The 25,514-nt window shown below is 55.1% G+C and carries 23 protein-coding genes, 1 pseudogene and 1 other annotated feature; of the genes and pseudogenes, 12 read left to right on the forward strand and 12 right to left on the reverse strand.

Going from position 1 to position 25,514, the window contains the following annotated elements; all coding sequences use genetic code 11:
• Nucleotides 1–73 precede the first annotated feature (73 nt).
• On the forward strand, nt 74–835 hold the full coding sequence (locus RDN66_RS16190) for a YciK family oxidoreductase (protein WP_202215869.1): 762 nt from the start codon (nt 74–76) through the stop codon (nt 833–835).
• Nucleotides 832–1,422, forward strand: a complete 591-nt coding sequence (gene cobO, locus RDN66_RS16195) for a cob(I)yrinic acid a,c-diamide adenosyltransferase (protein ID WP_308538017.1) — start codon at nt 832–834, stop codon at nt 1,420–1,422. The genes RDN66_RS16190 and cobO overlap by 4 nt, the downstream gene beginning before the upstream one ends.
• Here the strand turns inward: cobO and RDN66_RS16200 are convergent.
• From RDN66_RS16200 to RDN66_RS16220, 5 genes are all read right to left on the reverse strand, one after another.
• Nucleotides 1,394–2,368, reverse strand: coding sequence for an AraC family transcriptional regulator (locus tag RDN66_RS16200; RefSeq protein ID WP_202215870.1), 975 nt, complete (start codon nt 2,366–2,368; stop codon nt 1,394–1,396). The two genes, cobO and RDN66_RS16200, sit on opposite strands and share 29 nt — an antisense overlap.
• Nucleotides 2,369–2,391: 23 nt before the next feature.
• Nucleotides 2,392–4,743, reverse strand: coding sequence for a glycoside hydrolase family 3 C-terminal domain-containing protein (locus RDN66_RS16205; RefSeq protein ID WP_308538018.1), 2,352 nt, complete (start codon nt 4,741–4,743; stop codon nt 2,392–2,394).
• A gap of 18 nt (nt 4,744–4,761) precedes the next feature.
• Nucleotides 4,762–6,123 carry an MFS transporter gene (locus tag RDN66_RS16210; RefSeq protein ID WP_308538019.1) on the reverse strand — a complete coding sequence of 454 codons (1,362 nt, stop codon included), beginning with the start codon at nt 6,121–6,123 and terminating at the stop codon, nt 4,762–4,764.
• 181 nt (nt 6,124–6,304) lie between these two features.
• On the reverse strand, nt 6,305–7,222 hold the full coding sequence (rluB, locus tag RDN66_RS16215; RefSeq protein ID WP_035892934.1) for a 23S rRNA pseudouridine(2605) synthase RluB: 918 nt from the start codon (nt 7,220–7,222) through the stop codon (nt 6,305–6,307).
• A gap of 243 nt (nt 7,223–7,465) precedes the next feature.
• Entirely contained in the window at nt 7,466–7,957 is a 492-nt protein-coding gene (locus RDN66_RS16220; RefSeq protein WP_035892940.1) for a GNAT family N-acetyltransferase, read from the reverse strand.
• Nucleotides 7,958–8,053: 96 nt separating this feature from the next.
• Here RDN66_RS16220 and RDN66_RS16225 point away from each other — a divergent pair, with 96 nt between their 5' ends.
• Entirely contained in the window at nt 8,054–8,965 is a 912-nt protein-coding gene (locus RDN66_RS16225; RefSeq protein WP_308538020.1) for a LysR family transcriptional regulator, read from the forward strand.
• 40 nt (nt 8,966–9,005) lie between these two features.
• Here the strand turns inward: RDN66_RS16225 and RDN66_RS16230 are convergent, their stop codons facing one another.
• Both RDN66_RS16230 and RDN66_RS16235 read right to left on the reverse strand, forming a co-directional pair.
• The gene (locus RDN66_RS16230; protein WP_035892943.1) at nt 9,006–9,626 is read right to left on the reverse strand and encodes an L-threonylcarbamoyladenylate synthase; all 621 of its coding nucleotides are present in this window, start codon (nt 9,624–9,626) and stop codon (nt 9,006–9,008) included.
• The gene (locus tag RDN66_RS16235) at nt 9,623–10,504 is read right to left on the reverse strand and encodes a PHP domain-containing protein (protein ID WP_035892945.1); all 882 of its coding nucleotides are present in this window, start codon (nt 10,502–10,504) and stop codon (nt 9,623–9,625) included. The genes RDN66_RS16230 and RDN66_RS16235 overlap by 4 nt, the downstream gene beginning before the upstream one ends.
• A 167-nt stretch (nt 10,505–10,671) precedes the next feature.
• Nucleotides 10,672–10,764, forward strand: a sequence feature (Trp leader region).
• A 34-nt stretch (nt 10,765–10,798) separates the two neighbouring features.
• Between RDN66_RS16235 and RDN66_RS16240 the strand changes: the two genes are divergently transcribed.
• From RDN66_RS16240 to trpA, 5 genes are read left to right on the forward strand one after another with little or no spacing between them, the layout of a single operon-like run.
• Nucleotides 10,799–12,361, forward strand: a complete 1,563-nt coding sequence (locus RDN66_RS16240; RefSeq protein ID WP_202215873.1) for an anthranilate synthase component 1 — start codon at nt 10,799–10,801, stop codon at nt 12,359–12,361.
• Nucleotides 12,361–13,956 (forward strand): bifunctional anthranilate synthase glutamate amidotransferase component TrpG/anthranilate phosphoribosyltransferase TrpD, encoded by a 1,596-nt coding sequence (gene trpD / locus RDN66_RS16245; RefSeq protein ID WP_035892952.1) that lies wholly within the window; start codon nt 12,361–12,363, stop codon nt 13,954–13,956. Before RDN66_RS16240 ends, trpD begins: the two co-directional genes overlap by 1 nt.
• Before the next feature lie 3 nt (nt 13,957–13,959).
• Nucleotides 13,960–15,318, forward strand: coding sequence for a bifunctional indole-3-glycerol-phosphate synthase TrpC/phosphoribosylanthranilate isomerase TrpF (gene trpCF, locus RDN66_RS16250; protein ID WP_202215874.1), 1,359 nt, complete (start codon nt 13,960–13,962; stop codon nt 15,316–15,318).
• 9 nt (nt 15,319–15,327) lie between these two features.
• Entirely contained in the window at nt 15,328–16,521 is a 1,194-nt protein-coding gene (trpB, locus tag RDN66_RS16255; RefSeq protein ID WP_123650526.1) for a tryptophan synthase subunit beta, read from the forward strand.
• A complete protein-coding gene (gene trpA, locus RDN66_RS16260) occupies nt 16,521–17,330 on the forward strand; it encodes a tryptophan synthase subunit alpha (protein WP_123650527.1) in 810 nt (269 codons plus the stop codon). Before trpB ends, trpA begins: the two co-directional genes overlap by 1 nt.
• 32 nt (nt 17,331–17,362) lie before the next feature.
• Here trpA and RDN66_RS16265 read toward each other — a convergent pair whose 3' ends face one another.
• A complete protein-coding gene (locus tag RDN66_RS16265) occupies nt 17,363–17,818 on the reverse strand; it encodes a MarR family winged helix-turn-helix transcriptional regulator (RefSeq protein ID WP_035892957.1) in 456 nt (151 codons plus the stop codon).
• Between the two features lie 75 nt (nt 17,819–17,893).
• Between RDN66_RS16265 and RDN66_RS16270 the strand changes: the two genes are divergently transcribed.
• Together RDN66_RS16270 and RDN66_RS16275 are read left to right on the forward strand one after the other, a co-directional pair.
• Nucleotides 17,894–18,841 carry a zinc-binding alcohol dehydrogenase family protein gene (locus RDN66_RS16270; protein ID WP_308538021.1) on the forward strand — a complete coding sequence of 316 codons (948 nt, stop codon included), beginning with the start codon at nt 17,894–17,896 and terminating at the stop codon, nt 18,839–18,841.
• A gap of 305 nt (nt 18,842–19,146) precedes the next feature.
• Nucleotides 19,147–19,779, forward strand: a pseudogene (locus RDN66_RS16275) (LysE family translocator).
• 9 nt (nt 19,780–19,788) lie between these two features.
• Here RDN66_RS16275 and RDN66_RS16280 read toward each other — a convergent pair.
• Together RDN66_RS16280 and RDN66_RS16285 are read right to left on the reverse strand one after the other, a co-directional pair.
• On the reverse strand, nt 19,789–21,312 hold the full coding sequence (locus RDN66_RS16280) for a cyclic diguanylate phosphodiesterase (protein WP_202215876.1): 1,524 nt from the start codon (nt 21,310–21,312) through the stop codon (nt 19,789–19,791).
• A gap of 99 nt (nt 21,313–21,411) precedes the next feature.
• A complete protein-coding gene (locus tag RDN66_RS16285; RefSeq protein WP_202218124.1) occupies nt 21,412–22,290 on the reverse strand; it encodes a LysR substrate-binding domain-containing protein in 879 nt (292 codons plus the stop codon).
• Between the two features lie 113 nt (nt 22,291–22,403).
• Between RDN66_RS16285 and RDN66_RS16290 the strand changes: the two genes are divergently transcribed.
• Nucleotides 22,404–23,885, forward strand: a complete 1,482-nt coding sequence (locus RDN66_RS16290) for a UbiD family decarboxylase (protein WP_308538022.1) — start codon at nt 22,404–22,406, stop codon at nt 23,883–23,885.
• Between the two features lie 155 nt (nt 23,886–24,040).
• Here RDN66_RS16290 and RDN66_RS16295 read toward each other — a convergent pair whose 3' ends face one another.
• Nucleotides 24,041–24,625, reverse strand: a complete 585-nt coding sequence (locus RDN66_RS16295; RefSeq protein WP_202215878.1) for a hypothetical protein — start codon at nt 24,623–24,625, stop codon at nt 24,041–24,043.
• Between the two features lie 423 nt (nt 24,626–25,048).
• On the opposite strand from RDN66_RS16295, the gene RDN66_RS16300 reads away from it, so the two are divergent.
• Nucleotides 25,049–25,417, forward strand: coding sequence for a helix-turn-helix domain-containing protein (locus tag RDN66_RS16300; RefSeq protein ID WP_308538023.1), 369 nt, complete (start codon nt 25,049–25,051; stop codon nt 25,415–25,417).
• Here the strand turns inward: RDN66_RS16300 and RDN66_RS16305 are convergent.
• Nucleotides 25,411–25,514: IS1 family transposase (locus tag RDN66_RS16305; RefSeq protein ID WP_000496773.1), on the reverse strand; the 104-nt coding region annotated here is incomplete at its 5' end. The genes RDN66_RS16300 and RDN66_RS16305 overlap by 7 nt on opposite strands.

Here is a 25,514-nt window from a genome sequence, read left to right on the forward strand (position 1 = left end):
GATTCAGGCATAAAGCCCGAAAGCCATGAAAAGTACAAAAAATATGGCAGACGAATGCCATAGAGGAGTTACTGTGCACTATCAACCCCAGCTCGATTTGTTGCAAAACCGTATCATTCTGGTCACCGGGGCCAGCGATGGTATTGGACGGGAAGCGGCAATCACCTACGCCCATTACGGCGCCAGCATTATTTTGCTCGGCCGGAACGATGAAAAACTGCGCGCGGTTGCGCAGGAGATAGACCACGCCGGCCTGCGGCCCGCGCGCTGGTTTACCCTCGACCTGCTCACCTGTACGCCACAGGAATGCCAGCAGGTTGCTCAGCAGATTAGCCTACACTATCCGCATCTTGACGGCGTGCTGCACAACGCCGGGCTTCTGGGCGAAGTCGTGCCGATGGACCAGCAGGCCCCGGCCGTCTGGCAGCAGGTGATGCAGGTCAACGTCAACGGCACCTTTATGCTCACCCAGGCGCTGCTGCCGCTGCTGCTGAAAGCAGAATCCGGCTCGCTGGTCTTTACCTCGTCGAGCGTCGGGCGCGAGGGGCGCGCCAACTGGGGTGCCTATGCGGTATCGAAGTTTGCCACCGAAGGGATGATGCAAGTACTGGCCGATGAGTATAAAAATCGCCCTCTGCGCGTAAACTGCATTAACCCAGGCGGCACCCGCACCGGCATGCGCGCCAGCGCCTTCCCGACGGAAGATCCGCAGAAGCTGAAAACACCTGCCGATATTATGCCGCTCTACCTGTGGCTGATGGGCGATGATAGCCGCCGTAAAACCGGTATGACTTTTGATGCCCAGCCAGGGCGTAAACCAGGAATCGCACAATGAGTGATGAACGCTATCGTGAACGTCAGCAGCGCGTAAAAGAGCGCGTTGCCGCCCGTGTAGCCGCGGCTCAGGATACCCGCGGGATCGTGATTGTGTTTACCGGCAACGGTAAAGGCAAGACCACCGCCGCCTTTGGTACCGCCACCCGTGCCGTCGGGCACGGGCATAACGTTGGCGTCATTCAGTTTATTAAGGGAACCTGGCCTAACGGCGAGCGTAACCTGCTTGAGCCACTCGGCGTCGAATTTCAGGTCATGGCCACCGGTTTTACCTGGGACACCCAGAACCGGGAGAGCGACACTGAAGCTTGCCTTGCCGTCTGGGAGCATGCAGAGCGGATGCTGGCCGACGACACGCTGGATATGGTGCTGCTTGATGAGCTGACCTACATGGTGGCGTACGATTATCTGCCATTAGAAGCGGTATTAACCGCGCTGAAAAACCGTCCGCATCATCAGACCGTGATTATTACCGGTCGCGGCTGCCACCAGGATATTCTGGAGTACGCCGATACGGTCAGCGAACTGCGCCCGGTGAAGCATGCGTTTGAAGCGGGAATTAAGGCGCAGATTGGGATTGATTATTGAGCGCTAGCCTGTCGAGCAACGCCCTATTGAGCGGCAGGCATAAACAGTCTTCCCCTTGCGCCAGCGCGACCTCCGTCAGGTTCTGACGTGAAATAAAGCGCTTACGGTACTCCGTAGGCGTCAACCCGCAGTACTTATTAAAAGCGGCAATCAGCAGCTTATGCTCCGGGAAACCGCAGCTGTGGCTAATATCAGTAATTGGCGTTCGCGTATCGCGCAGCAGAGTGCGGGCTTTATTGAGCCTCACCAGCGTCAGATACTCTTTAAAGTTGTGCCGACTGACCTTTTTAAACAACCGCGAAAACCACGAATAGCTCATGCCGCTATGCTCGGCAACGTCGCTTAGCGTCAGCGGCCGATCGAAGTGTTGATTAATATATTCAATCCCTTCTTTAATCATCGCCTCTTCACGTATCGTATTTTCCGCGAGCTCAATCGTCTGCCCGGCTGCGACCAGCGCGTCAAGCAGCATATAAATCGCCGCAAAACGCTGAAATGGCGCATGGTTATCGATAATACGTTCCAGTAACGCCATCAGCCGTTGAAAAACGGTATGGTCAGCATCCGTCATGGCGTGCTTATGGGTTCGCCACTCCAACAGCGGTGCCGGGTGCAGGTCATCAAAAAGTCCGGGAGAAAACTGCACCGTCACCAGTTGGCTGCCCTCCTCCTCCGCACTCAGTTCGTGCACCTCTTCGGCGTTGATATACAACATCTCGCCCTGTTGTAGGACCACGTTCTGTTGGCCAACGGTCAGAGAGAAGCGCCCATTCAGCACCGTAATCAATTCCGGTGCCGGATGCCAGTGTGGCTCACAATAGCGAACCTCAGCGGCAAATACGTTCAGTTTTTCTGCGTCGAAGGCAATCAGCTCATAGCCACTGTTTGCCGTCTGCCGCCCGGTTTGCGTTGCCGGGTGGGGATGAGTCACTGAAAATGGGAACACGCCTTCTCTCCTGTAGTTAGCCGTTATTCAGGCTCAGCCAGCACCGCGTTTAGCTCATCACGCTCGATATCCAGCGCCAGGAATTCCGTCAGCGCGATAAGCAGGCCGCAGAACAGATCCGGCGCCAGACGAATCAGCTTTTCCCGAACCTGCTCCGGTGGAAGCTGACTCTTCCCGGCAATCAACTGTACGACACGGGCAAAGGCGGCAGGCTGCTGGATCAACTGCTGTAAGGAGTTATCGTCACGCAATGGAACATAACGCGCGGGACAGTCAACCTCAAACCGGGCATTCAGTGGCAGACTGCGAGACGAGCCGCCCACATGCACCTGCCAGACGCCTGGCGTAATCACCCAGTCAGCCAGGCCTGGATGATAGCAGGCCAGTTCGGCTATCGGTAGTTGCAGGCTAACGCGCCGCGTTTCCCCTGCGGCGAGAGCGATTTTATCGAATCCCTTCAACGCGCGGACTTCGCGGATCAGTTCGCCTTCAGGCGCAGAAACATACAGCTGAACCACTTCTTTGCCATCACAATCGCCGACGTTACTCACATCAAAGGAGACCGTCAGCGTGTCATCAGCACCGGCACGCGCCGACGACAGTGATAGATTCGCGTAGGCAAACTGGGTGTAACTTAAGCCAAATCCGAACGGGAACTGCGGCGTCAGGCAACGCTTATCATAGTAACGGTAGCCAACGAACAGCCCTTCACCGTAGTGGTGGCGCAGGTTTTCACCCGGATAATTCAGCCAGGCCGGCGTCTCTTCCAGCGTGTTCGGTACGGTGACCGTCAGCTTACCGCAAGGGTTTCGCTTGCCGAACAGGATTTCCGCTACCGCACGCCCCATGCCCTGCCCGGCGAAGAAGGTCTCCAGCAGGGCCTTACACTCACCGAGCCACGGCATCACTACCGCGTCACTGTTTGCCAGCACCACCACCACGTTTGGCTGCACAGAAGCGACCTCACGAATGAGCTGCTCATGTACCGCCAGAATATTCAGGTCGTGGCGATCTCCATTTTCACCGTCCTCGCCAACCGCGGTGCTGACAAATACCACCGCGACATCGGCATCCTGGGCAACGGCTTTAGCCTGAGCCAGCGCCGCTTCATCGCTCTTCATATCGTCCGGAGCACCAATGGCCCAGGTTACGCTGAAATCGTCACCCGCAAGATCAAAGATCTCGTCCAGCGGACGGTCGAGCAGATACGGTACCGTGGTCGCACAGCCAGAGCCTTGGATAACGGGCTCCTGCGCCGGTTTTCCCAGTACGGCAATACGCGGCGTTTTTTCCGGGCGCAGCGGTAGAATATGGTCGTCATTTTTCAGGAGAACGATGGACTCCGCTGCCAACTGCTGCGAAAGTGCGTGATGCACCGAGAAGTCTGCTTTGGTATCCGGTCGACGGTTACGCTGCACTTTATCCAGCAGTTCCAGCATCCGCAGACCGGCGCGGTCAACCACATCCATAGGAACGTCACCTGCGTTAATGGCCGCCAGCAGCGTCTGCTTATCACGACGCGTTTCCGGCATCGCCAGATCGTTCCCCGCGAGCAGAGACGCGGGGCGGTCTTTAATCCCGTACCAGTCCGACATCACCAGCCCGTCGTAGCCCCATTCGTCGCGCAGCACCTGGGTCAGCAGGAACGGGTCCTGCGAAGTCTGCGTGCCGTTCAGGCGGTTATAGGAGGACATCACCGTCCACGGCTGCGATTTGGCAATCGCCCGCTGGAACCCGGCCAGATAGATTTCGCGCAGGGCGCGCTCTTCAATAATGGAGTCCATTTCGGTGCGGCGGTATTCCGAGTTATTGGCCGCAAAGTGCTTCAGGCTGGCACCCACGCCTTCATCCTGTAGGCCATTGATAAGCGCGGCGGCAATATCGCCGCTCAGCACCGGGTCTTCAGCGTAGTATTCGTAACCGCGCCCCGCCAGCGGCGTGCGGCGGATGTTAATCCCCGGCCCCAGTAAAATCCCGACGCCCATATGCTGACATTCGCGCCCCAGCGCCTGGCCCATCTGATAAACAAGGTCAATATCCCAGCTACAGGCAAGGCTCGAGCCGTTGGGGAAACAGGTGGCCGGCAGCGAGGCGCTAAATAGCGCTTCACTGCCCCCTTTCGCAGCCGGTTCTTCAGCATTGGCCCGGTCGGCGGTTTGGGTGATCACGGAGATAAAATCATCCATGCTCCACTTTTCATTACCGTCTATCTGCGCGCTGCTGTAACGTACGCCGTAGGTGCCGTCGGTCATGACGATATCGTCAATGCCATGCTGCGGCAGGCTCGCCGTGCGCCACAGGCCGCTGCCGGTCAGCAGCGCCACTTTTTCTTCTGCGTTCATCGCCGCAATAAGGCTGTTAAAATCACGATTCATGTCTCTGACTCCCTGAGGTTAAAGCGCGTTCTGTTTGCGCAGGCTGATTTTCTGCACGATGTCGCGGTAGGTCTTTTCATCTAACGAATAACTGGCAACGAAGATAGCGCCAATCGCAAACATGGCGCCGGGGAACAGCGTCATCAGTATATTGATACCGCTGAGCGCGCTAGCGCTGATATTCGCCGCATCATAGTGATAGTAATCCAGCATCCAGCCTGCACAGCCGCCACCAATCGCCATCGCTATTTTGGTAATAAAGCTGAAGAAGCCGTAAATCGCGCCTTCGGTGCGTACGCCGTGGTGCCATTCTGCATATTCGACGGTGTCGGCGATCATTGACCACATGGCGACAAATCCCATCCCCAGCGTAATACTGAACAGGCATACTCCGGTCATAATCAGCCAGATATTATTACCGGCGACAAAATACTGCATCAGTACGCCGAGCACGCCAATCAACAGCGCCACCAGCGCCATTTTCTTTTTCCCCATCATGGCGATAACTTTCTCAGAAACCACCGTTCCTAAAATATAAGCGGCGGACTGAATCATAAAGAACGAGGCGGTAAAACCTTCATTGCCGATGATGTATTTAATAAAGTAAATGGCTATCGCCATCCACACGGTATAAGCGATATAAAAGAAAACGGTAAATAACGACAGGTTAATCAGCGGCGCATTGCCCATCACCGCGCGGAACATTTCACGCAGCGTCGGCGCAGGCGTATCTTCCTCTTCCCCCACGCGCTCTTTGGTCATGCCAAAGCAGGCCAGGAACAAGAACGTTGCCAGCAGCGCAAAACAGGAGACGGCAAAAACGTAGCCCAGCTGTTTGTCGTCGAACGGCGAAATAAGAATATCCGCGGTGGTGGAGACAATCAGGTAGCCGACAATCGCCATCACAAAGCGGTAGACCGACAGCGACGAGCGTGAGGCTTCATGCTGCGTTAAGCGGTTGGTCATTGCCGAGTACGGCGTATTCACCGCGGTGTAGGCCAGGCAGTAGATGGTGTACGAACAGAGTGCAAACCAGAACTTGGCCTCGCCGCCAAACGGCAGGAAGCACAGTACGGTTAACAGCCCCAGCGGCACCGAGCCGTATAATAACCACGGACGCAGCTTGCCGTAGCGGCTGTGGGTTTTATCAATGGCGAAGCCAATCAGGATATTAAAAATCGCATCAACCACTCGCGCAATAACAAAGATCAGGCTCGCCTGAACCGCGCTGATACCGTAGATGTTGGTATAGAAGAATAATAAAAAGAGTGAAACGAAACCGAAGGATAAATTAGAGGCAAAGTCACCGAAGCCATAGCCAATTTTTTCTTTAACGCCGATAACCACATAGCTTGCCGAGAGTTTTTGGGTTGTATCCATTTCGGGCTACCTGTTTGAGTAATCTGTGGCGACAGTATATGGCGAGGGTTATTTTATCACTTTGTGTTCTTTGTCCGGGGAATTCCTGTTTTTTGTCTTTATACAGAAGTGTGAATGGCATCACAGGAGAAGAGTAACACGGGAAAAACATTCCGGCGGGAGCCCGCCGGAACGGACGTCGTTAGCCTTTCGGGTTATTACGCGTGCTGGAACGACGGTTATTATTGTTGTTACCGGTATTACCACCGGTGGTGGTATGACGCTTGACGGCGCGACGAATCTGATTCGCCTTCATGCGACGACGATCTTTTTCTACCGCCACTTTCGAGGAGGTTTCAGCCGGCAGTTCTACCAGCTCACGCAGGTAGTTGGTCTGCGCCAGATCCAGCTCGGTATAGCCACCACGCGGCAGGCCTTTCGGCAGCGGGATGTCGCCGTAGCGAACGCGGATAAGACGGCTCACCTGCACGCCTACCGCTTCCCACAGACGACGAACTTCACGGTTACGGCCTTCGGTCAGGGTCACGTTGTACCACTGGTTGATACCCTCACCGCCGCTGAATTTGATGGTTTTGAATGCCGCAGGACCATCTTCCAGCTGCACGCCGCGGGACAGTTGACGCACTTTCGTGTCGTCCACTTCACCAAATACGCGCACCGCGTATTCACGTTCTACTTCACGGCTTGGGTGCATCAGGCGGTTTGCCAGCTCACCGTCGGTGGTGAACAGCAGCAGGCCGCAGGTATTCACGTCCAGACGACCGACGGCAATCCAGCGTGCGCCACGCAGTTTTGGCAAACGGTCAAATACGGTCGGGCGACCTTCTGGGTCGTTACGGGTACACAGTTCGCCTTCCGGCTTGTAGTACGCCAGTACTCGGCAGATTTGTTCTACGGATTCTTTGACGGAGATGAGGTGGCCGTCGATACGAATTTTGAGGCCTGGGATCACTTCAACGCGATCGCCCAGCTTGGCGATTTTGCCGTCTACGCTCACGCGGCCCGCTTGAATAATCGTTTCAATTTCACGACGGGAGCCGTGGCCAGCGCGCGCCAGCACTTTTTGCAGTTTTTCGCTTTTATCGCTTTTTTCGCTCATGGAGCTTCCTTCCGGTGTCGCCTTCACAGGCGTCTTAGAGACTTCATCAGCAGCACGGGAAATCGACACCGGGCTGCATAAGGAGGCAGGCAGCGGCGTTTTTTTGCGACGCAAGCTCCCCACCCAAAATGGTGACCGCACATACTACACGAATTTTAGGAGAAAAGGGCAGCTTGTTCCTGCCCTTTTGTTTCACTTTCCCAGTGCGGTTGAAGCAAAGAAGGAATAATGGGCGATAAAAACCTAAATACTCTGCCTCATTTCAAACCAGGCTTCCCCGCCGTGCGTCGAGTCAGATTTTTTAAGGAACTGATAGCCAAAGCGTTTATACATTTCAAGGTACTGCGCTTTGCACATCAGGTAGATGGCCGTTTTCCCCTGCTGGCGCATGTGTTCAATAAACGCCTGCATCATCGCCGTAGAAAGGCCTTTGCCCTGATAATCAGGATCCAGCACCACCGACATAATCACCGCGTTTGGCGCTTGCGGGTCATGACCCACCAGCTCTTTGAACTCTTCATCCGACATCACCACGTCCCAGGCGCAGCCCGCATTGATAAAGCCGATAATGTCGCCGTCCTGCTCCATGCACAGGAAACCTTGCGGGTAACGCGCAATGCGGATAGCAATTTTCTCCCGCGTGGCCGCTTCGTCTGCCGGATAGGCTGCGGATTCAATTTCATAACAACGGTCGATGTCGGACGGAGTCGCCTGACGAAAAATAGCGTGTGACACAATGCCTCCAGAGATACGCATTCAGTTGATGTTCGCTATTCTAGCGCCAGCGTGATATGAATACGCTGCATTCTTTTCACTGGTAAACTGAATAACATGCATCGCAATCTTCGCCTGCTAGACCTTAACCTGCTGCTGGTCTTCGACGCGCTTTATCGCCATCGCCGCGTTGCCGAAGCCGCTAGCGAACTCGCCATGAGCCCTTCCGCATTCAGCCACGCATTAAGTCGTCTGCGCGGTTCGCTCAACGACCCGCTATTCAGCCGTCAGGGTAGCCAGATGCAACCGACCCCGCGCGCCGAATCGCTGTTTCCCGCCATTGCCGGTGCCCTCTCGGCGCTAAACGGTGAGCTCGGGCAGGCTGACCATTTTCACCCGGCGACCAGCAATCAGACCTTTACCTTTGCCGCCACCGACTATACCGCCGCGGTGTTTTTCCCCGAACTCATCGCCAGACTCCAGGCTGACGCGCCCGGCATTCGAACACGCATTGTGTACTCTCGTGAATATGATGCGCTGGAGGAACTGTTAACCGGTAGAGTGAATTTCGCCATCGGTTTTGAGGAAGAGAACGTGCAGCCGCGCCACGGCCTGGCATCGCTGGAACTGTTTACCGACGACTACGTGGTGGCGGTACGTAAAGGCCATCCGCTGGCGAACGATGTGCTGACGCCGGAAACGTATCTGCAACTGGGACACGTGGTGGTCAGCCCGTGGAATGAGCATCATCGCCCTATCGACAGCTACCTGGCATCACGCCACGTCAGCCGTCGTACCGTGGTGGAGCTGCCGAGCGTCATGTCAGCGCCGTTTATTGTCAGCCGTACGGATTTGGCTATCACACTTCCGCGTCGCGGCGTCCATCAGCTATTTGATACCCGCGAGCTCACCCTGCACACCCCGCCGTTCCCCATTCCTCCCTATACCCTGAAGGTTTACTACCGTCCGGCGAGCGGGCAAGCAAAAGCGCAGCAGTGGATGCTGGAGCAGATAAGTCAGTTTGAATAAGCGAAACACCCGGCGGCAATCGCTCGCCGAGTGTGGAAGATCAGAGGAACGGTTTTACGTCGCCGACGCCTTCACGCAGCACGACCGGAGAATCATCAGTCAGATCGATAACGGTGGTGGGCTGTTGGCCGAGATAGCCGCCGTGGATGATCAGATCCACCAGTTTCTCCAGACGATCTTTAATCTCTTCCGGGTCGGATTCGGTGAAATCACTGCCCGGCAGCATCAGAGAGGTCGACAGCATCGGCTCGCCCAAGGTTTCCAGCAGCGCCTGCGCAATAGGGTTAGATGGCACGCGCATCCCGATGGTTTTACGCTTCTCCTGCAACAGGCGACGCGGCACTTCTTTGGTGCCCTTCAGGATGAAGGTGTAGTTACCCGGCGTGTTGTTTTTGATTAAGCGAAAAGCCACGTTATCGACATAGGAATAGGTCGACAGCTCGGACAGGTCGCGGCACATCAGCGTAAAGTTGTGGCCGTCCGGCAAATGACGGATGCGGCAAATTCGCTCCATCGCGCCTTTGTCTTCAATTTTGCAGCCCAGCGCATAGCCGGAGTCGGTTGGGTAGACGATGACGCCGCCCTTACGCACAATCTCGACCGCCTGGTTAATCAGACGCGCCTGCGGGTTATCCGGGTGGATATAAAAAAACTGACTCATGCTTCCCTCTCAGTTGAATTCTGCGGCTGTTCCCAGCGCTGCCAGACACCCTCGACGCCTGCGGGTAACCACAGTTTACGGCCCAGTTCTATCCATGGGCAGGGCTGATGGAAATCGGAACCCTGTGACCCCAGTAAACCGTAATCGCGGGCATAGGTGGCAAGCTGAGCGCGCTCGTGAGGCGCTTGCTGACACTGGGCGACTTCCATCGCATCGCCGCCGTGTTCACTAAAGTGTGCCAGCAATCTTTTCAGCCACTTGGCGGACAAATCGTACCGCCCCGGATGGGCCAATACGGCTACTCCACCCGAATGATGAATGACATCAATAGCTTCCTTTATTGTACACCACTGTGGCGGAACGTATCCGGTTTTCCCACGGGCGAGGTATTTTTTAAACACGTCGCCAATATTATTCGCTTTGCCCTGTTCGACGAGGAATCGTGCAAAGTGCGCACGCGTTACCGCCCCACCCTCGGCGTACTTCTGCGCCGCTTCCCAGGCGCCGGGAATATGCGCTTTTTCCAGCCGCTCGGCGATCATCACCCCGCGCTGCTCACGGCGCGTTATCTGCGCGCTTAAAAACGCGGTGAGCGCCGGATTGGCGATATCAATATTCAGGCCGACGATATGAATCTCGTGATTTTCCCAAAGGGTCGAGATCTCTACGCCGCTAATCAGCGTCAGCGGCAAACCAGCGCGAGCGATTTCCGCTCGTGCGGCAGGAATGGCTGCGACAGAATCATGGTCGGTGATCGCCAGCGTGCCTACGCGGTTTTCCAGCGCACGATGCACCAGCGCTTCCGGCGTCAGCCGTCCGTCGGAGGCGACCGTGTGGCTATGCAGGTCATAAATGATGGCGTACTCGTTGTCGCTCAAAACAGCTCCCATTGGACTACATATAAGGATTCGCGGCCTATCATAACGGCATTGCATGAAATTCTAAAATCAGGGGTTGACTTTGCCCTCTCGAACTAGTTAACTAGTACGCAAGTTCACTTAGTAGAAGGTATCTCAAAATGATGCGTAAAATCATTGCTCTGCACGGCGGTTGGTGGCGTACTTCCCAGTAGGGCGGAGTCATCACGTCTGCGTAAAGCATACAGATACCCGGCCCGCCAATGAGCGGGCTTTTTATTAAGTAAAAATTATTCAGAACAGGCGAGAACAACGATGCAAACACAAAAACCTATGCTCGAGCTTCTGACCAGCGATGCGATTTACCGTGAGAATCCGACCGCGCTGTTCCATCAGTTGTGCGGTGCACGCCCGGCGACGCTGCTGCTTGAATCAGCCGACATTGACAGCAAGAACGATTTAAAAAGCCTGCTGCTGGTCGATAGCGCGCTGCGCATCACCGCGCTCGGCGATACCGTCACTATTCAGGCGCTGTCCGATAACGGCGCTTCTCTGCTGCCGCTGCTTGATGCCGCGCTGCCAGCGGGTGTAGAAAGCAACCGCCAGCCGACCTGCCGCGTGCTGCGTTTCCCGGCGGTCAGTACGCTGCTGGATGAAGATGCTCGCCTCTGTTCGCTGTCGGTGTTCGACGCCTTCCGCCTGTTACAGGAGCTGGTGACCGTTCCGCAAAACGAACGTGAAGCGATGTTCTTCGGCGGTCTGTTTGCCTATGACCTGGTCGCGGGCTTCGAAGACCTGCCGCAGCTTGAAAGCGACACCAGTTGCCCGGACTACTGCTTCTATCTGGCCGAAACGCTGCTGGTGATAGACCACCAGACCAAGAACACGCGTATTCAGGCGAGCCTGTTTACGCCATCCGAATCCGAGAAAGACCGTCTGCTGCAGCGCATCGCCCAGGTTCGTCAGCAGTTGAACGAGCCGCCGTCAGCGCTGCCGGTACATGAAATTAAGACCATGCGCTGTGAAACTAACCAAAGCGATGAAGCATATGGCGACGTGGTGCGTAAGATGCAAAAAGCGATTCGCGCCGGGGAAATTTTCCAGGTGGTGCCGTCTCGCCGTTTCTCGCTGCCGTGCCCTTCTCCACTGGCCGCCTACGACGTGCTGAAGAAGAGCAACCCAAGCCCGTACATGTTCTTTATGCAGGACAACGATTTCACTCTGTTCGGCGCGTCACCGGAAAGCTCGCTGAAATATGACGCGACCAACCGCCAGATTGAGATCTACCCGATTGCCGGTACCCGCCCGCGCGGTCGCCGCGCCGACGGTTCGCTGGATCGCGACCTCGACAGCCGCATTGAGCTGGAAATGCGTACCGACCACAAAGAGCTCTCCGAGCATCTGATGCTGGTTGACCTGGCGCGTAACGATCTCGCGCGTATCTGTACACCGGGCAGCCGCTACGTCGCGGACCTGACCAAAGTGGACCGCTACTCCTTTGTCATGCACCTCGTCTCCCGCGTGGTTGGCGAGCTGCGTAAAGACCTCGACGTACTGCACGCGTACCGCGCCTGCATGAATATGGGCACCCTGAGCGGCGCACCAAAAGTGCGCGCCATGCAGCTGATTGCTGCCGCTGAAGGCAAACGTCGCGGCAGCTACGGCGGCGCGGTGGGCTACTTCACCGCCCACGGCGACCTTGATACCTGCATTGTTATCCGCTCCGCCTTCGTGGAAAACGGCATTGCGACCGTTCAGGCGGGCGCTGGTGTGGTACTCGACTCCGTTCCACAGTCTGAAGCCGACGAAACCCGTAATAAAGCTCGTGCGGTTCTGCGCGCCATCGCCACCGCTCATCATGCACAGGAGATTTTCTGATGGCTGACATTCTGCTGCTCGATAACATCGACTCTTTTACCTACAACCTGGCAGATCAGCTGCGCGCAAACGGCCACAACGTGGTGATTTACCGTAACCACGTCCCGGCACAGACCTTAATTGACCGTCTGGGTACCATGGATAACCCGGTGCTGATGCTCTCCCCTGGCCCCGGTGCACCGTCTGAAGCTGGCTGTATGCCAGAACTGCTGACCCGCATGCGCGGCAAGCTGCCGATTATCGGAATCTGCCTCGGCCATCAGGCGATTGTTGAAGCCTACGGCGGCTACGTTGGTCAGGCTGGCGAAATCCTGCATGGCAAAGCCTCTAGCATTGAACACGACGGCCAGGCGATGTTTGCCGGGTTAACCAACCCGCTGCCGGTGGCACGCTACCACTCGCTGGTCGGCAGCAACATTCCGGCAGGCTTAACCATCAACGCCCATTTCAACGGTATGGTGATGGCGGTACGTCACGACGCGGATCGCGTCTGCGGCTTCCAGTTCCACCCGGAATCTATCCTGACAACCCAGGGTGCACGCCTGCTGGAACAGACCCTGGCATGGGCGCTGCAGAAGCTGGAGCAAAGCAACACTCTTCAGCCGATTCTGGAAAAACTGTATCAGGCCGAAACCCTGACTCAGCAAGAAAGCCACCAGCTGTTCTCCGCCGTGGTGCGCGGTGAAGTCAAGCCGGAGCAACTGGCCGCTGCGCTGGTAAGCATGAAAATTCGCGGCGAAAGCCCGAATGAAATTGCCGGTGCCGCCACTGCCCTGCTGGAGAACGCCGCGCCGTTCCCGCGCCCGGACTACCCGTTTGCCGATATCGTCGGCACCGGCGGCGACGGCAGCAACAGCATCAACATTTCCACCGCCAGCGCCTTCGTTGCCGCGGCGTGTGGTCTGAAGGTCGCCAAACACGGCAACCGCAGCGTCTCCAGTAAGTCTGGCTCTTCCGACCTGCTGGCCGCCTTCGGCATTAACCTTGATATGAACGCCGACAAATCACGTCAGGCGCTCGACGAACTGGGCGTGTGCTTCCTGTTCGCACCGAAGTATCACACCGGTTTCCGCCACGCGATGCCGGTTCGCCAGCAGTTGAAAACCCGCACCCTGTTTAACGTGCTGGGGCCGCTGATTAACCCGGCACACCCGCCGCTGGCGCTGATTGGCGTCTACAGCCCAGAACTGGTGCTGCCGATTGCCGAAACCCTGCGCGTACTGGGATATCAGCGTGCTGCAGTAGTGCATAGCGGCGGTATGGATGAAGTTTCACTGCACGCGCCAACGGTTGTCGCTGAGCTGAATAATGGCGAAATTAAGAGCTATCAACTGACCGCCGATGACTTTGGCCTCAAGCCTTACCATCAGGCCGAACTGGCTGGCGGCACGCCGGAAGAAAACCGTGACATTCTGACACGCTTGCTACAAGGTAAAGGTGAAGCTGCACACGAGTCCGCCGTGGCGGTTAACGTCGCCATGTTGATGCGCCTGTATGGTCATGAAGACTTAAAAGCGAACGTTCAGCGCGTACTCGACGTATTACACAGTGGTGCAGCCTACGACCGCGTCACCGCATTAGCGGCAAGAGGATAAGAAATGCAAACCGTATTAGCAAAAATCGTTGCCGATAAAGCGATTTGGGTAGAAGCCCGCAAACAACAACAACCGTTAGCCTCGTTCCAGAATGACGTACAGCCAACCCAGCGCAGCTTCTATGATGCGCTGCGCGGCACCCGCACTACCTTTATTCTGGAGTGCAAAAAAGCCTCTCCGTCGAAAGGGGTGATCCGCGATGATTTCGACCCGGCGCGCATTGCTAACGTTTATAAGCACTACGCTTCGGCAATTTCCGTGCTGACCGATGAGAAGTATTTCCAGGGCAGCTTCGACTTCCTGCCTATCGTCAGCGGCATCGCGCCGCAGCCGATTCTGTGCAAAGACTTTATCATCGACGCCTGGCAGATTTACCTGGCGCGTTTCTACCAGGCAGACGCCTGCCTGCTGATGCTCTCCGTGCTGGACGACGAGCAGTATCGTCAACTGGCGGCGGTGGCACACAGCCTGAACATGGGCGTGTTAACCGAAGTCAGCAACGAAGAAGAACTGGAACGCGCCATTGCGCTGAAAGCGAAAGTCGTCGGCATCAACAACCGCGACCTGCGAGACCTGTCCATTGACCTTAACCGCACGCGCCAACTGGCACCGCGCCTGGGTCACGATGTCACGGTCATCAGTGAATCTGGCATTAACACCAATGCCCAGGTGCGCGAGCTGGCACACTATGCCAATGGCTTCCTGATTGGCTCAGCGATGATGTCCCATGACGACCTCAATGCCGCCGTGCGCCGCGTGCTGCTTGGCGAGAATAAAGTCTGCGGGCTCACGCGTGTAGAGGACGCACAGGCCGCCTATGAAGCCGGCGCCATTTACGGCGGTTTGATTTTCGTTCCAACGTCACCTCGTGCGGTCAGCGAAGACCAGGCGCGCGAAGTGATCAACGCGGCACCGCTCTCCTACGTTGGGGTGTTCCGTAATACGCCTGTGGCGGATGTCGTTGCACGTGCCACCGAACTTGGCCTCAGCGCCGTTCAACTTCACGGTGACGAAGATCAGGCCTATATCGACGCCCTGCGCGCCGAACTGCCCGCCAGCGTGCAAATCTGGAAAGCGCTGAGCGTCGCCGACACGTTGCCTGCGCGCGACCTCAACCACGTCGATAAATATGTTTTCGACAACGGTCAGGGCGGTTCCGGGCAGCGTTTCGACTGGGCACTGTTACAAGGTCAGGATCTGAGTAATGTGATTCTGGCCGGTGGTTTAAGCGCAGATAACTGCGTGACCGCCGCCAAAAGCGGCTGCGTCGGACTGGATTTCAATTCAGGCGTAGAGTTACAACCGGGCATTAAAGATGCCAGCAAACTGGCCTCGGCATTTCAAACGCTGCGCGCATATTAAGGAGCAATAATGAGCACTTTACTGAACCCCTATTTTGGTGAATTTGGCGGGATGTACGTTCCGCAGATCCTGATGCCTGCCCTGCGCCAGCTGGAAGAGGCTTTCGTCAGCGCCCAAAAAGACCCTGCGTTTCAGGCAGAGTTTACCGACCTGCTGAAAAACTACGCGGGTCGCCCAACGGCGCTGACCAAGTGTCGTAACCTGACGGCTGGCACCAAAACCACGCTGTACCTCAAGCGTGAAGATTTACTCCACGGCGGCGCGCACAAAACCAACCAGGTGTTGGGTCAGGCGCTGCTGGCGAAACGCATGGGTAAAACCGAGATCATCGCTGAAACCGGCGCTGGTCAACACGGCGTGGCATCTGCACTTGCCTGCGCCCTGCTCGGCCTGAAATGCCGCATCTATATGGGTGCGAAAGATATTGAACGTCAGTCGCCGAACGTGTTCCGTATGCGCCTGATGGGCGCGGAGGTTATCGCGGTACACAGCGGCTCCGCTACCCTGAAAGATGCTTGTAACGAAGCGCTGCGCGACTGGTCTGGCAGCTATGAAACCGCGCACTATATGCTCGGCACCGCAGCAGGTCCGCACCCGTTCCCAACCATCGTGCGTGAATTCCAGCGCATGATTGGTGAAGAGACCAAGGTGCAAGTCCGTGAAAAAGAAGGTCGCCTGCCGGATGCGGTCATTGCCTGCGTCGGCGGCGGTTCTAACGCCATCGGCATGTTCGCCGACTTTATCGATGAAACCAGCGTCGGCCTGATTGGCGTTGAACCTGCCGGTCACGGTATCGAAACCGGCGAACACGGCGCGCCGCTGAAACATGGTCGTGTGGGTATCTACTTCGGCATGAAATCGCCGATGATGCAGACGGATGAAGGCCAGATTGAAGAATCTTACTCGATTTCTGCCGGTCTGGACTTCCCGTCCGTTGGTCCACAGCACGCCTTCCTGAACAGCATTGGCCGCGCCGAATACGTATCAATTACCGATAACGAAGCGCTGGATGCCTTCAAGGAGCTCAGTCGCCACGAAGGGATTATCCCGGCGCTGGAATCCTCCCACGCCCTGGCTCACGCGCTGAAAATGATGCGCGAAAATCCAGAAAAAGAGCAGCTGCTGGTCGTAAACCTGTCCGGTCGCGGCGACAAAGACATCTTTACCGTACACGATATTCTGAAAGCGCGAGGGGAAATCTGATGGAACGCTATGACAACCTGTTTGCTCAACTGAAGGCCCGCAAGGAAGGCGCGTTTGTTCCCTTCGTCACGCTGGGCGACCCGAACCCGGAGCAGTCGCTGAAGATTATCGACACGCTGATTGCCGCTGGTGCTGACGCGCTGGAACTGGGGATCCCGTTCTCCGACCCGCTGGCGGATGGCCCAACCATCCAGAACGCGACCCTGCGCGCCTTTGCTTCCGGCGTTACGCCGACCCAGTGCTTTGAAATGCTGGCGGCCATTCGTCAGAAGCATCCGACGATTCCAATTGGCCTGCTGATGTACGCCAACCTGGTCTTTAACCGTGGTATTGATGAGTTCTACGCCGAATGCGCTCGCGTAGGCGTCGATTCGGTGCTGGTTGCCGACGTGCCGGTAGAGGAGTCCGCGCCGTTCCGTCAGGCCGCGATGCGCCACAACGTTGCCCCTATCTTCATCTGCCCGCCGAACGCTGACGATGAACTGCTGCGCCAGATTGCCGAGCACGGCCGGGGTTACACCTACCTGCTCTCCCGTGCAGGCGTCACCGGTACCGAAACGCGCGCCGCGCTGCCGCTGCACCATCTGGTAGAAAAACTGGCCGAGTACAACGCGGCACCGCCGCTGCAGGGCTTTGGGATCTCCGCGCCGGATCAGGTAACCGCGAGCATCGAAGCGGGTGCTGCCGGGGCTATTTCGGGTTCCGCGATTGTTAAAATCATTGAGCGCAACGTCGAGAAGCCTCAGGTGATGCTCGACGAGCTGTCAAACTTTGTGAAAAGCATGAAAGCGGCGACCAAAACCGCATAATCCCTCTGGCCGCCTGGCGCTCGTCAGGCGGCTTATTGCTGCTGTAAGCTGTCCGCATATTTGCGCGTCAGCGTGAACAGCGCCTGTACCTCATCCGGTGACCAGTTTGCCAGCACCTGATTCATCAGTTTCTGTCGCGCCCGCGCAATCTGCGCAAAAATCGCCTGTCCCTGTTCGCTCAACGTCACTTCGCTAATTCGCCTGTCGTTCGCGTTCGGCTGCTTGTGCGCCAGCCCCTGCGCTTCCAGCTTTTTCACCTGACGGCTGACGGTGGTGTAATCCCGCCCAAGATTATCCGCCAGCTCCACCACGCCTATCGGCCCACGGCGGCCAATCGCCACCAGCAGCGGAAACAGCAGCTGTTCCAGCTGAACGCCCGCGGCCTGTAACAGCTGCTCATCGCGGGCGGGCTGGTTCATTACACCGATGATATCCAGCAGCGCGCCGTGAAACGTCGTAATGTCATAATCATTATGTGCACATTGCATATATTTTCCAACCGAGTATAGTGCCGTTATCTGATATGTGCATTTTACACATAAATACCCTATGGAGACAAAATTATGAAAGCAGCCGTGGTCTTTGACCTCGCCCAAGGCCCTATTTGGGCCGATTTTAATGAACCGCAGGTCGGCGAGCAGCAAACGTTAATTCGCGTACGCGCCGCCGCGATTAGCCATGTTGTTAAGAGTCGCGCTTGCGGGAAGCACTACAGTTTTGACGGCACGCTGCCGTTTGTCGTCGGTATCGACGGCACCGGCACACTCCCCTCTGGCGAGCGGGTCTATTTCGCCTTCCCCGCGTCTCCGTGGGACAGCATGGCACAATACGCGCCCGTTGCTTCCCAGAACTGCTTTGCGCTGCCGGATGGCTTAGACGATGTGACCGCCGCCGCGATGGCAAATCCGGGAATGTCCGCATGGGCAGCGCTGGTCAAACGCGCAAAATTTGAGGCGGGTGAAACCGTGCTGGTGAACGGCGCGACCGGCAGCGCGGGACAGCTCGCGGTGCAGATTGCTCGCTACCTTGGCGCAAAAAAAGTGATTGCGACCGGGCGCAATGCCAGTGCACTCGCCGCGTTGAACGCCGATGCCACTATCCTGCTAACCGGCGATGACACCGCTCTCAGCGCCGAGTTTGCGGTGCAGGCCAATCAGGGCATTGACGTGGTTATCGATTATCTTTGGGGACATAGCGCCGAGCTGATGCTGCCTGCGCTTGCCAAATACAGCCCGGGCAACGCCCCCCTTCGCTATGTTCAGGTGGGGTCACTTGCAGGAAGCGATATTGCGCTTAACAGTGCGGTATTGCGCTCTGCCCCATTACAGCTGATGGGAAGCGGTATTGGCAGCCTGTCGATGCCTCAGCTTTTGCAGGCAACCGGCGAAATGTTACATGCCGCCGTTGCCGGTGGTTTTACCATCGCCACCACCCCCGTTCCCCTGCGCGATGTCGCCTCCGCATGGTCGCAGGACAACAGTCAGAAACGCACCGTTTTCACCCTCGATTAAAAAAAATCGCTTTCACACAAAAGATAGGGTTGATATCTTAAATGAGAAATATTATCTTTCTCATTACCGAATAGTTGAGCAAATCACTCAGGTATTCGGTACGACATTGCTCACATTGCTTCCAGTATTTTTGCCCGCATTCTATGCGGGCTTTTTTTTGGCCCCGTGCCAGCCTCGGGGTCGGCGTAAACGCCTCGCCCTGGCCAAGCGAAGCGCCGCCGGGAGCAGCCCCCTACCAACAATTGTCTCGCCCGTATTCATTAGACGTCGTAGTATAAAAACTCCTCGCCCCGATGGAGTTACCCATGTCAGAGTCCCACAACATTCTCGCCTTTGCCTTCGTGTCTCTCGGCATGGCGCTTACCCCAGGCCCTAATATGATCTACCTGATTTCACGTTCCATTTCTCAGGGGCGTGCTGCGGGGCTGGTCTCACTTGGCGGCGTTGCGCTGGACTTTATCTTCTATATGGTCAGCGCCGCCTTTGGCTTAACCGCGCTGATGATGGCAGTACCCTACGCCTATGACGCGCTGCGCATTGCCGGCGTCATCTATCTGCTGTGGATGGCATGGCAGTCGGTACGCCCCGGCGGGCGCTCACCGTTCCAGCTAAAAGAACTGCCTAAGCACAGTTCGCGCAAGCTGTTCCTGATGGGCTTTCTGACCAATCTGCTCAACCCCAAAATCGCCATCGTCTACCTTTCTCTCCTGCCGCAGTTTATTAACCCCATGCAGGGCAGCGTGCTGACGCAGTCGCTGATATTGGGCATGACGTAAATCGTTATCAGCGTGTCAATTAACGCGCTAGTGGCAATTTCAGCGGGCACCATTGCGCTATTTCTGGTGCGCCGTCCGTCGTTTGGCACCATCCAGCGTTGGTTAATGGGGGGCGTATTAACGGGGCTGGCGATTAAGATTGCCACTGAATCCCGCCGCTAGCGGCGGGAATTATTCCACGACAACTTTCACTTTTGGCTTCGACAGCAGAATTTTCACAAGCTCGGGTAAAGAGACCGGTTTATAAAAATAATACCCCTGCAGGAACGTGATGTTGTTACGGCTGAGATAGTCGAGTTGGGCCTGCGTTTCGACGCCTTCCGCGACAATGCTGATAGAGAGTTTTCGTGCTAGCTCCAGTACGGAGTCGAGGATAAGCGTGGAGTCTTTATAGGCATTCACCCTGCCAACAAAGCTCTGATCGATTTTGATGTAATCGATATGCAGGTCGTGCAAATAAGAGAGCCCGGAGTATCCAGTACCAAAATCGTCGAGCGCGATAGTAAACCCGCTTTCATGCAGCACGTTCAGCGTCTGGATCAGATGTTCATCGACGTGCAGCGGCTCACGCTCCGTCACTTCAATCACCAGATTCAGATCTTTTCGTATGAAATTCTTTTTATATTCAAGGCACTCGGCAACAAACGTTGGCGAGGTTATATGCGACGCGCTGAAATTAATCCCCACATGGAACCCTTCCGGCAGCTTGCTTTCAATCGCATTCATATGCGCCACGACCTGAGTCATCAGGCTACGCGTCAACGCAACGATCAGCCCTGACTTTTCGGCAGCAGGAATAAAGACCGAAGGCGAAATAAAGCCCGCTTTCGGATGCTTCCAGCGCGCCAGCACCTCAATACCCCGCACGGTACCCTCCCTACCGTTCATGATAGGCTGATAGAAAGGCACAATTTCACCTTTCGCGATGGCCCTGCGCAATGACTCTTCTGGGGTTGTGCTTTTGTTAAGGTATTTGTACAGCGCGTAGGCGGCAATGCAGGACATCAACAGCAAGAAGATAAGGATCCCACCGCCCTGGTGAATCAGGCGGCTCGCGCTAAACAACGAAGGGAGATTGTACTGAATGCTAAAAGGATAGGCAGCCGCCTCGATGGTGCCGCGCCCGGGTACATTTTCCACCCGCGTAGTAATATCGCCGCTCATGCCCATCACCTGATTGCCCACCGCTAACGAATAGTTTACGTAGCGTAGGGGCGTATTCATGGCGTCGCGTATATTGCGATCGCTGACGCTAACAATAATGCGTTTTCCCGCAAAATGTCGTTGAAATAGCATCACAGGCCGGTTATCTACCGCATTTTTTGCGGGAATCAGCGACAGCTCTTTTTCGGGGATCGCATCCAGGTGTCGAAGCAGCACATTATTACCGGGCAACGACGTACACCAGACCTTCCCCTCACTGAGGATTACTAGCGTTCTTAGGTGCGGCTGCACCGCCGCCTCGGTCCCTAACTGGTATTGCCCTGCGGAATCACATCCCCGAGTGCTAACCTCAACCGCTACGCGGGTTGCATCCTTTGCTTCGTTAAGAATAGTGGCAATATTTTGGGCAGCATAACGGGCGCCAGCTAAGCGATCCTCCCGAAGCGAATACCAGAGCTGGGCATTAAGAATAAAAACACCGGCAACCAGAAGAAGTATCGCGGCACAGACGGGAATGAGGATATTGCGCATTAACGTCACCAGGCCGTGAGTAAGGAAACCGTAGCGTTGTTGGTTATACCGTAAGCATGGTCGATAACACGCAGAAATGCCATACACGGCGCGCTGCGGCTATTTAAGGCTCCTCAAAAATTTATTTAACACCTCCGAGCGAATGATTCTGTGGCATACCAGCGTTAACTCGCTCTCCGCAAGCTTGTCGATGATATCCACATAAATAACATTCTCGACCCTGACTGCCTTGGCAGAAGCAGGTAATAACGCAATGCCGAATCCCGCCGAGACCAGGCTAATAACGGCAAGGACATCGGTCACGTGTTGTATCACCTGAGGCTGGAACCCCGCACTGTTACAGGCATCATAGAAGAATTGCTCCAGCCCTACGCCCTCTGGGTCATGCAAAGAAATCCATTTGTCGTCTTTAACGGAGGAAAGCGTCAACGCCGAAGAGGTGGACAAGGGATGCTGCGTATAGAGCGCCAGTACCGTTTTTTCTGAGGTAAAAGGTCGGCTCTGCAGATCATCCGGTAACGCCGGAAGCGGCGCGCGGATGATGGCAACATCCAACTGGTTATGTTGCACGGCGGCGTACAACGTTTGCACATTCCCCGTCATCATTGACAATGAGATAGCGGGCCACTGCGCATGCAGCCGACGCAGGTCGCCTGGAAGTTTACCGTCGAGCATCACGCTTGGTACGCACCCGAGATTTAAAATGCCCTGTTCCCCTCTGGCCGTTTGCCGGGCATCGATCACCGCCTGCTCCGCCATCGCCACGGCAATCCTGGATTTATTGAGGAATGCTTCACCGGCTGGCGTCAATGTTAAGCGCCTATTTGCCCGGCTAAACAGCGTGACGCCTAAGCGTTCTTCCAGGGTTTTAATCTGCTGGCTCAGCGCAGGCTGCGCCATACTCAAACGCTCTGCGGCTTTGTGCATATGGAGCTCTTCGGCCACGATGATGAAGTTGCGCATCAGTCGAAATTGCATACATTCCACCAAGAAAATGATAACAAAATTCATATCAAAATAGCATGAATGATGCAATTGATGGTATTTCGCATTCGGATGAGAATGGGGTTAACGACAATCAGGAGAAGCACATGGAAAACCAGATTAACGATCTCAGAAGCGCCATCGCGTTGTTACAGCGCCACGACGGTCAGTATATTGAAACCGACCACCCAGTTGACCCTAACGCGGAACTCGCAGGCGTTTATCGCCACATTGGCGCCGGCGGCACGGTAAAACGTCCAACCCGCATTGGTCCTGCGATGATGTTCAATAGTATTAAAGGCTTTCCAGATTCTCGTATTCTTGTGGGAATGCACGCCAGCCGGGAGCGCGCTGCGCTGCTGTTAGGCTGCGAACCATCCAAACTCGCCCAGCATGTCGGTCACGCGGTAAAAACACCGGTTGCACCCGTCGTTGTTCAAGCCTCACAGGCACCCTGCCAGGAACAGGTATTCTATGCTGACAACCCTGATTTTGACCTGCGCAAACTGCTTCCAGCGCCGACCAACACGCCGATTGATGCAGGCCCGTTTTTCTGCCTTGGCCTGGTGCTAGCGAGCGATCCAGAAGATGCGTCGCTCACTGACGTTACCATTCACCGCCTCTGCGTGCAGGAGCGTGACGAGCTCTCCATATTCCTCGCTGCCGGGCGCCATATCGAAGTCTTTCGCAAAAAAGCGGAAGAGGCAGGAAAACCGCTGCCGGTGACCATTAATATGGGGCTCGACCCGGCTATCTATATTGGCGCTTGTTTTGAAGCCCCGACCACGCCATTTGGTTATAACGAACTGGGCGTTGCAGGCTCGCTACGTCAGCATCCTGTTGAACTGGTTCAGGGTGTCTCCGTACGGGAAAAGGCCATTGCGCGTGCAGAGATTATTATCGAAGGTGAAATCCTGCCAGGCGTGCGAGTCAGAGAGGATCAGCATACCAATACCGGACATGCAATGCCGGAGTTCCCAGGCTACTGCGGCGGCGCTAACCCCTCCTTACCGGTTATCAAGGTCAAAGCTGTGACCATGCGTCACCACGCTATCTTGCAAACGTTGGTGGGGCCTGGCGAAGAACACACCACGCTTGCCGGTCTACCGACGGAGGCCAGTATTCGTAATGCTATCGAAGCGGCTATTCCTGGATTTCTGCAAAACGTTTATGCCCATACTGCTGGCGGCGGTAAATTCCTCGGGATATTGCAAGTGAAAAAACGTCAACCGTCTGATGAGGGACGTCAGGGGCAGGCAGCCGCTATCGCTTTAGCCACCTACTCCGAGCTTAAGAATATTATTCTCGTCGACGAAGACGTGGATATCTTCGACAGCGACGACATTCTTTGGGCCATGACGACCCGAATGCAGGGCGATGTCAGTATCACCAATCTGCCGGGGCTGCGCGGGCACCAGTTAGATCCATCACAGTCACCAGATTACAGCCATTCAATCCGTGCAAATGGCATTACCTGTAAGACAGTATTTGACTGTACCGTGCCGTGGGCGTTGAAATCCCAGTTTGAACGCGCCCCCTTCATGGAGGTTGACCCTACACCGTGGGCGCCAGCGCTTTTCCAAAAATAGGGCAAGTCACGCCGCTCTTCATCCCTTTTGGGGTGAAGAGGTACCAGGTCGCCTGGGCGGCATTGCCAGCGTTGTAGTTACAAGATGAGAGTGGATCAGTTACTTTGCACTGTGCCTTGCTAATAAATAACCCGCTAAGGTGGGTTATTGGCTATTTACCAGATTTCTCGCCATTGTCTTACCGATACACAGTGATGTTCATTCATTTTCCGCCTGACAAAGCTCGGATGATATTCGTATCGAAAGAACTGGTGTACCTGAAGACTACTACGCATGTTCAACACTTTTACCAGCCGATTGACGCGCATATAAAACAGCTTGACGCTTATCCCCATTACCCTTGCGGCTTCATTCATTGAGTCATTGAGCAAAAGCCCATAGACCGTCGTTTTATCTCGATGGGTAAAATTATCCATATTTCGGCGCGCCAATAATAAACGCATTGCGACTTCGTAGCTTATACCAGGGCAATCACATATTACTTCATGATACTTCTCGATTGGAGCATGACTCTCTATAGAAACGAGTGACACCAGCGCCCGAGAAACCGCAGAAGAATTACCGATGAAAATAAATCGATTTACATCATTATTACGTCGAACATAACGCAGGACTTCAAGCAGAGAATGGCAGGAAGTCAGGTCGATGATACAGGTATCCTGTGCGAACTGGTTTTGCTGATATAACGGTTCAAGTGCAAAGCGTAAGAATTGATTACGAGTCTCAATATAATAATTCACAGTCATTTCCCATCAATCAGGAAGAGACCAGCTATCTCCCCAACCTTAATCTATTATTAGAAGCTGAAACGAAAATCAGCTATATCCTGAGTTTTTAGACATAATGATACGGACTCTGGCCGACATTCCTTTTGCTGGTTAGAAAGGGCATCGTGACAAGCGTCTCTATTTATCGTTTCGTCTATCCCGCTCTGAATAGCGGTTGGCATCAATCCTACTTAGCCTGCCCTGTAGCAGCAATTTGTATTGATACTTATCCATTATTCAAATTTTTATTCTTAAATATAAATAAAATACAAACCATTTAACCGTATGCGTTGTTGAATTGATCTTGTATGAGATAATGGATAAACGTAAACAACGGGCATATCTACAAGTTAATTGTGTGTCGATATCTTCCCCAGCGGTGTATGGAGACACGTAATGGTGTTCAGAATTGGCTCATTAATTATGTATCGAACCGATGATGGAGCTATGTGGCTCGCGGCAGATGAATCTACCGTCATCACGCTAACGGTGACGATGAACAGATTGCTTTCTTTTCTCCTGGCGCGCAGAGGTCAGGTCGTTGCTCGTGATGAAATTCTGGAGAATGTCTGGGATGTTTATGGTCTGCGCTCGTCAAATAACACGCTGAATAAATACATCTCTGAAATAAGAAAACAGTTCGTTGCTTTTGGTCTGCATGATGAATGTATCACGACCATCCCACGAATCGGGTTTATGTTCAGCAGTGACGTAGACGTCCAAATTATTCAGGAGAGCACCAAGGTAATGACTCCAACTTACTGATAGTGTTTTATGTTCAGATAATGCCCGATGACCTTGTCATGCAGCTCCACCGATTTTGAGAACGACAGCGACTTCCGTCCCAGCCGTGCCAGGTGCT

It is taken from the genome of uncultured Kluyvera sp., assembly GCF_902485085.1.
GTDB classification, from domain to species: Bacteria; Pseudomonadota; Gammaproteobacteria; order Enterobacterales; family Enterobacteriaceae; genus Kluyvera; species Kluyvera ascorbata.

Coding starts and splice junctions, on each gene's coding strand:
- RDN66_RS16205 (WP_308538018.1), bottom strand. CDS start 4,743: ATGAATCGTGATTTTAACAGCCTTATTGCGGCGATGAACGCAGAAGAA.
- trpCF (WP_202215874.1), top strand. CDS start 13,960: ATGCAAACCGTATTAGCAAAAATCGTTGCCGATAAAGCGATTTGGGTA.
- RDN66_RS16225 (WP_308538020.1), top strand. CDS start 8,054: ATGCATCGCAATCTTCGCCTGCTAGACCTTAACCTGCTGCTGGTCTTC.
- trpA (WP_123650527.1), top strand. CDS start 16,521: ATGGAACGCTATGACAACCTGTTTGCTCAACTGAAGGCCCGCAAGGAA.
- RDN66_RS16300 (WP_308538023.1), top strand. CDS start 25,049: ATGGTGTTCAGAATTGGCTCATTAATTATGTATCGAACCGATGATGGA.
- RDN66_RS16285 (WP_202218124.1), bottom strand. CDS start 22,290: ATGCAATTTCGACTGATGCGCAACTTCATCATCGTGGCCGAAGAGCTC.
- RDN66_RS16290 (WP_308538022.1), top strand. CDS start 22,404: ATGGAAAACCAGATTAACGATCTCAGAAGCGCCATCGCGTTGTTACAG.
- trpB (WP_123650526.1), top strand. CDS start 15,328: ATGAGCACTTTACTGAACCCCTATTTTGGTGAATTTGGCGGGATGTAC.
- RDN66_RS16210 (WP_308538019.1), bottom strand. CDS start 6,123: ATGGATACAACCCAAAAACTCTCGGCAAGCTATGTGGTTATCGGCGTT.
- RDN66_RS16240 (WP_202215873.1), top strand. CDS start 10,799: ATGCAAACACAAAAACCTATGCTCGAGCTTCTGACCAGCGATGCGATT.
- cobO (WP_308538017.1), top strand. CDS start 832: ATGAGTGATGAACGCTATCGTGAACGTCAGCAGCGCGTAAAAGAGCGC.
- RDN66_RS16280 (WP_202215876.1), bottom strand. CDS start 21,312: ATGCGCAATATCCTCATTCCCGTCTGTGCCGCGATACTTCTTCTGGTT.
- RDN66_RS16265 (WP_035892957.1), bottom strand. CDS start 17,818: ATGCAATGTGCACATAATGATTATGACATTACGACGTTTCACGGCGCG.
- rluB (WP_035892934.1), bottom strand. CDS start 7,222: ATGAGCGAAAAAAGCGATAAAAGCGAAAAACTGCAAAAAGTGCTGGCG.
- RDN66_RS16230 (WP_035892943.1), bottom strand. CDS start 9,626: ATGAGTCAGTTTTTTTATATCCACCCGGATAACCCGCAGGCGCGTCTG.
- trpD (WP_035892952.1), top strand. CDS start 12,361: ATGGCTGACATTCTGCTGCTCGATAACATCGACTCTTTTACCTACAAC.
- RDN66_RS16270 (WP_308538021.1), top strand. CDS start 17,894: ATGAAAGCAGCCGTGGTCTTTGACCTCGCCCAAGGCCCTATTTGGGCC.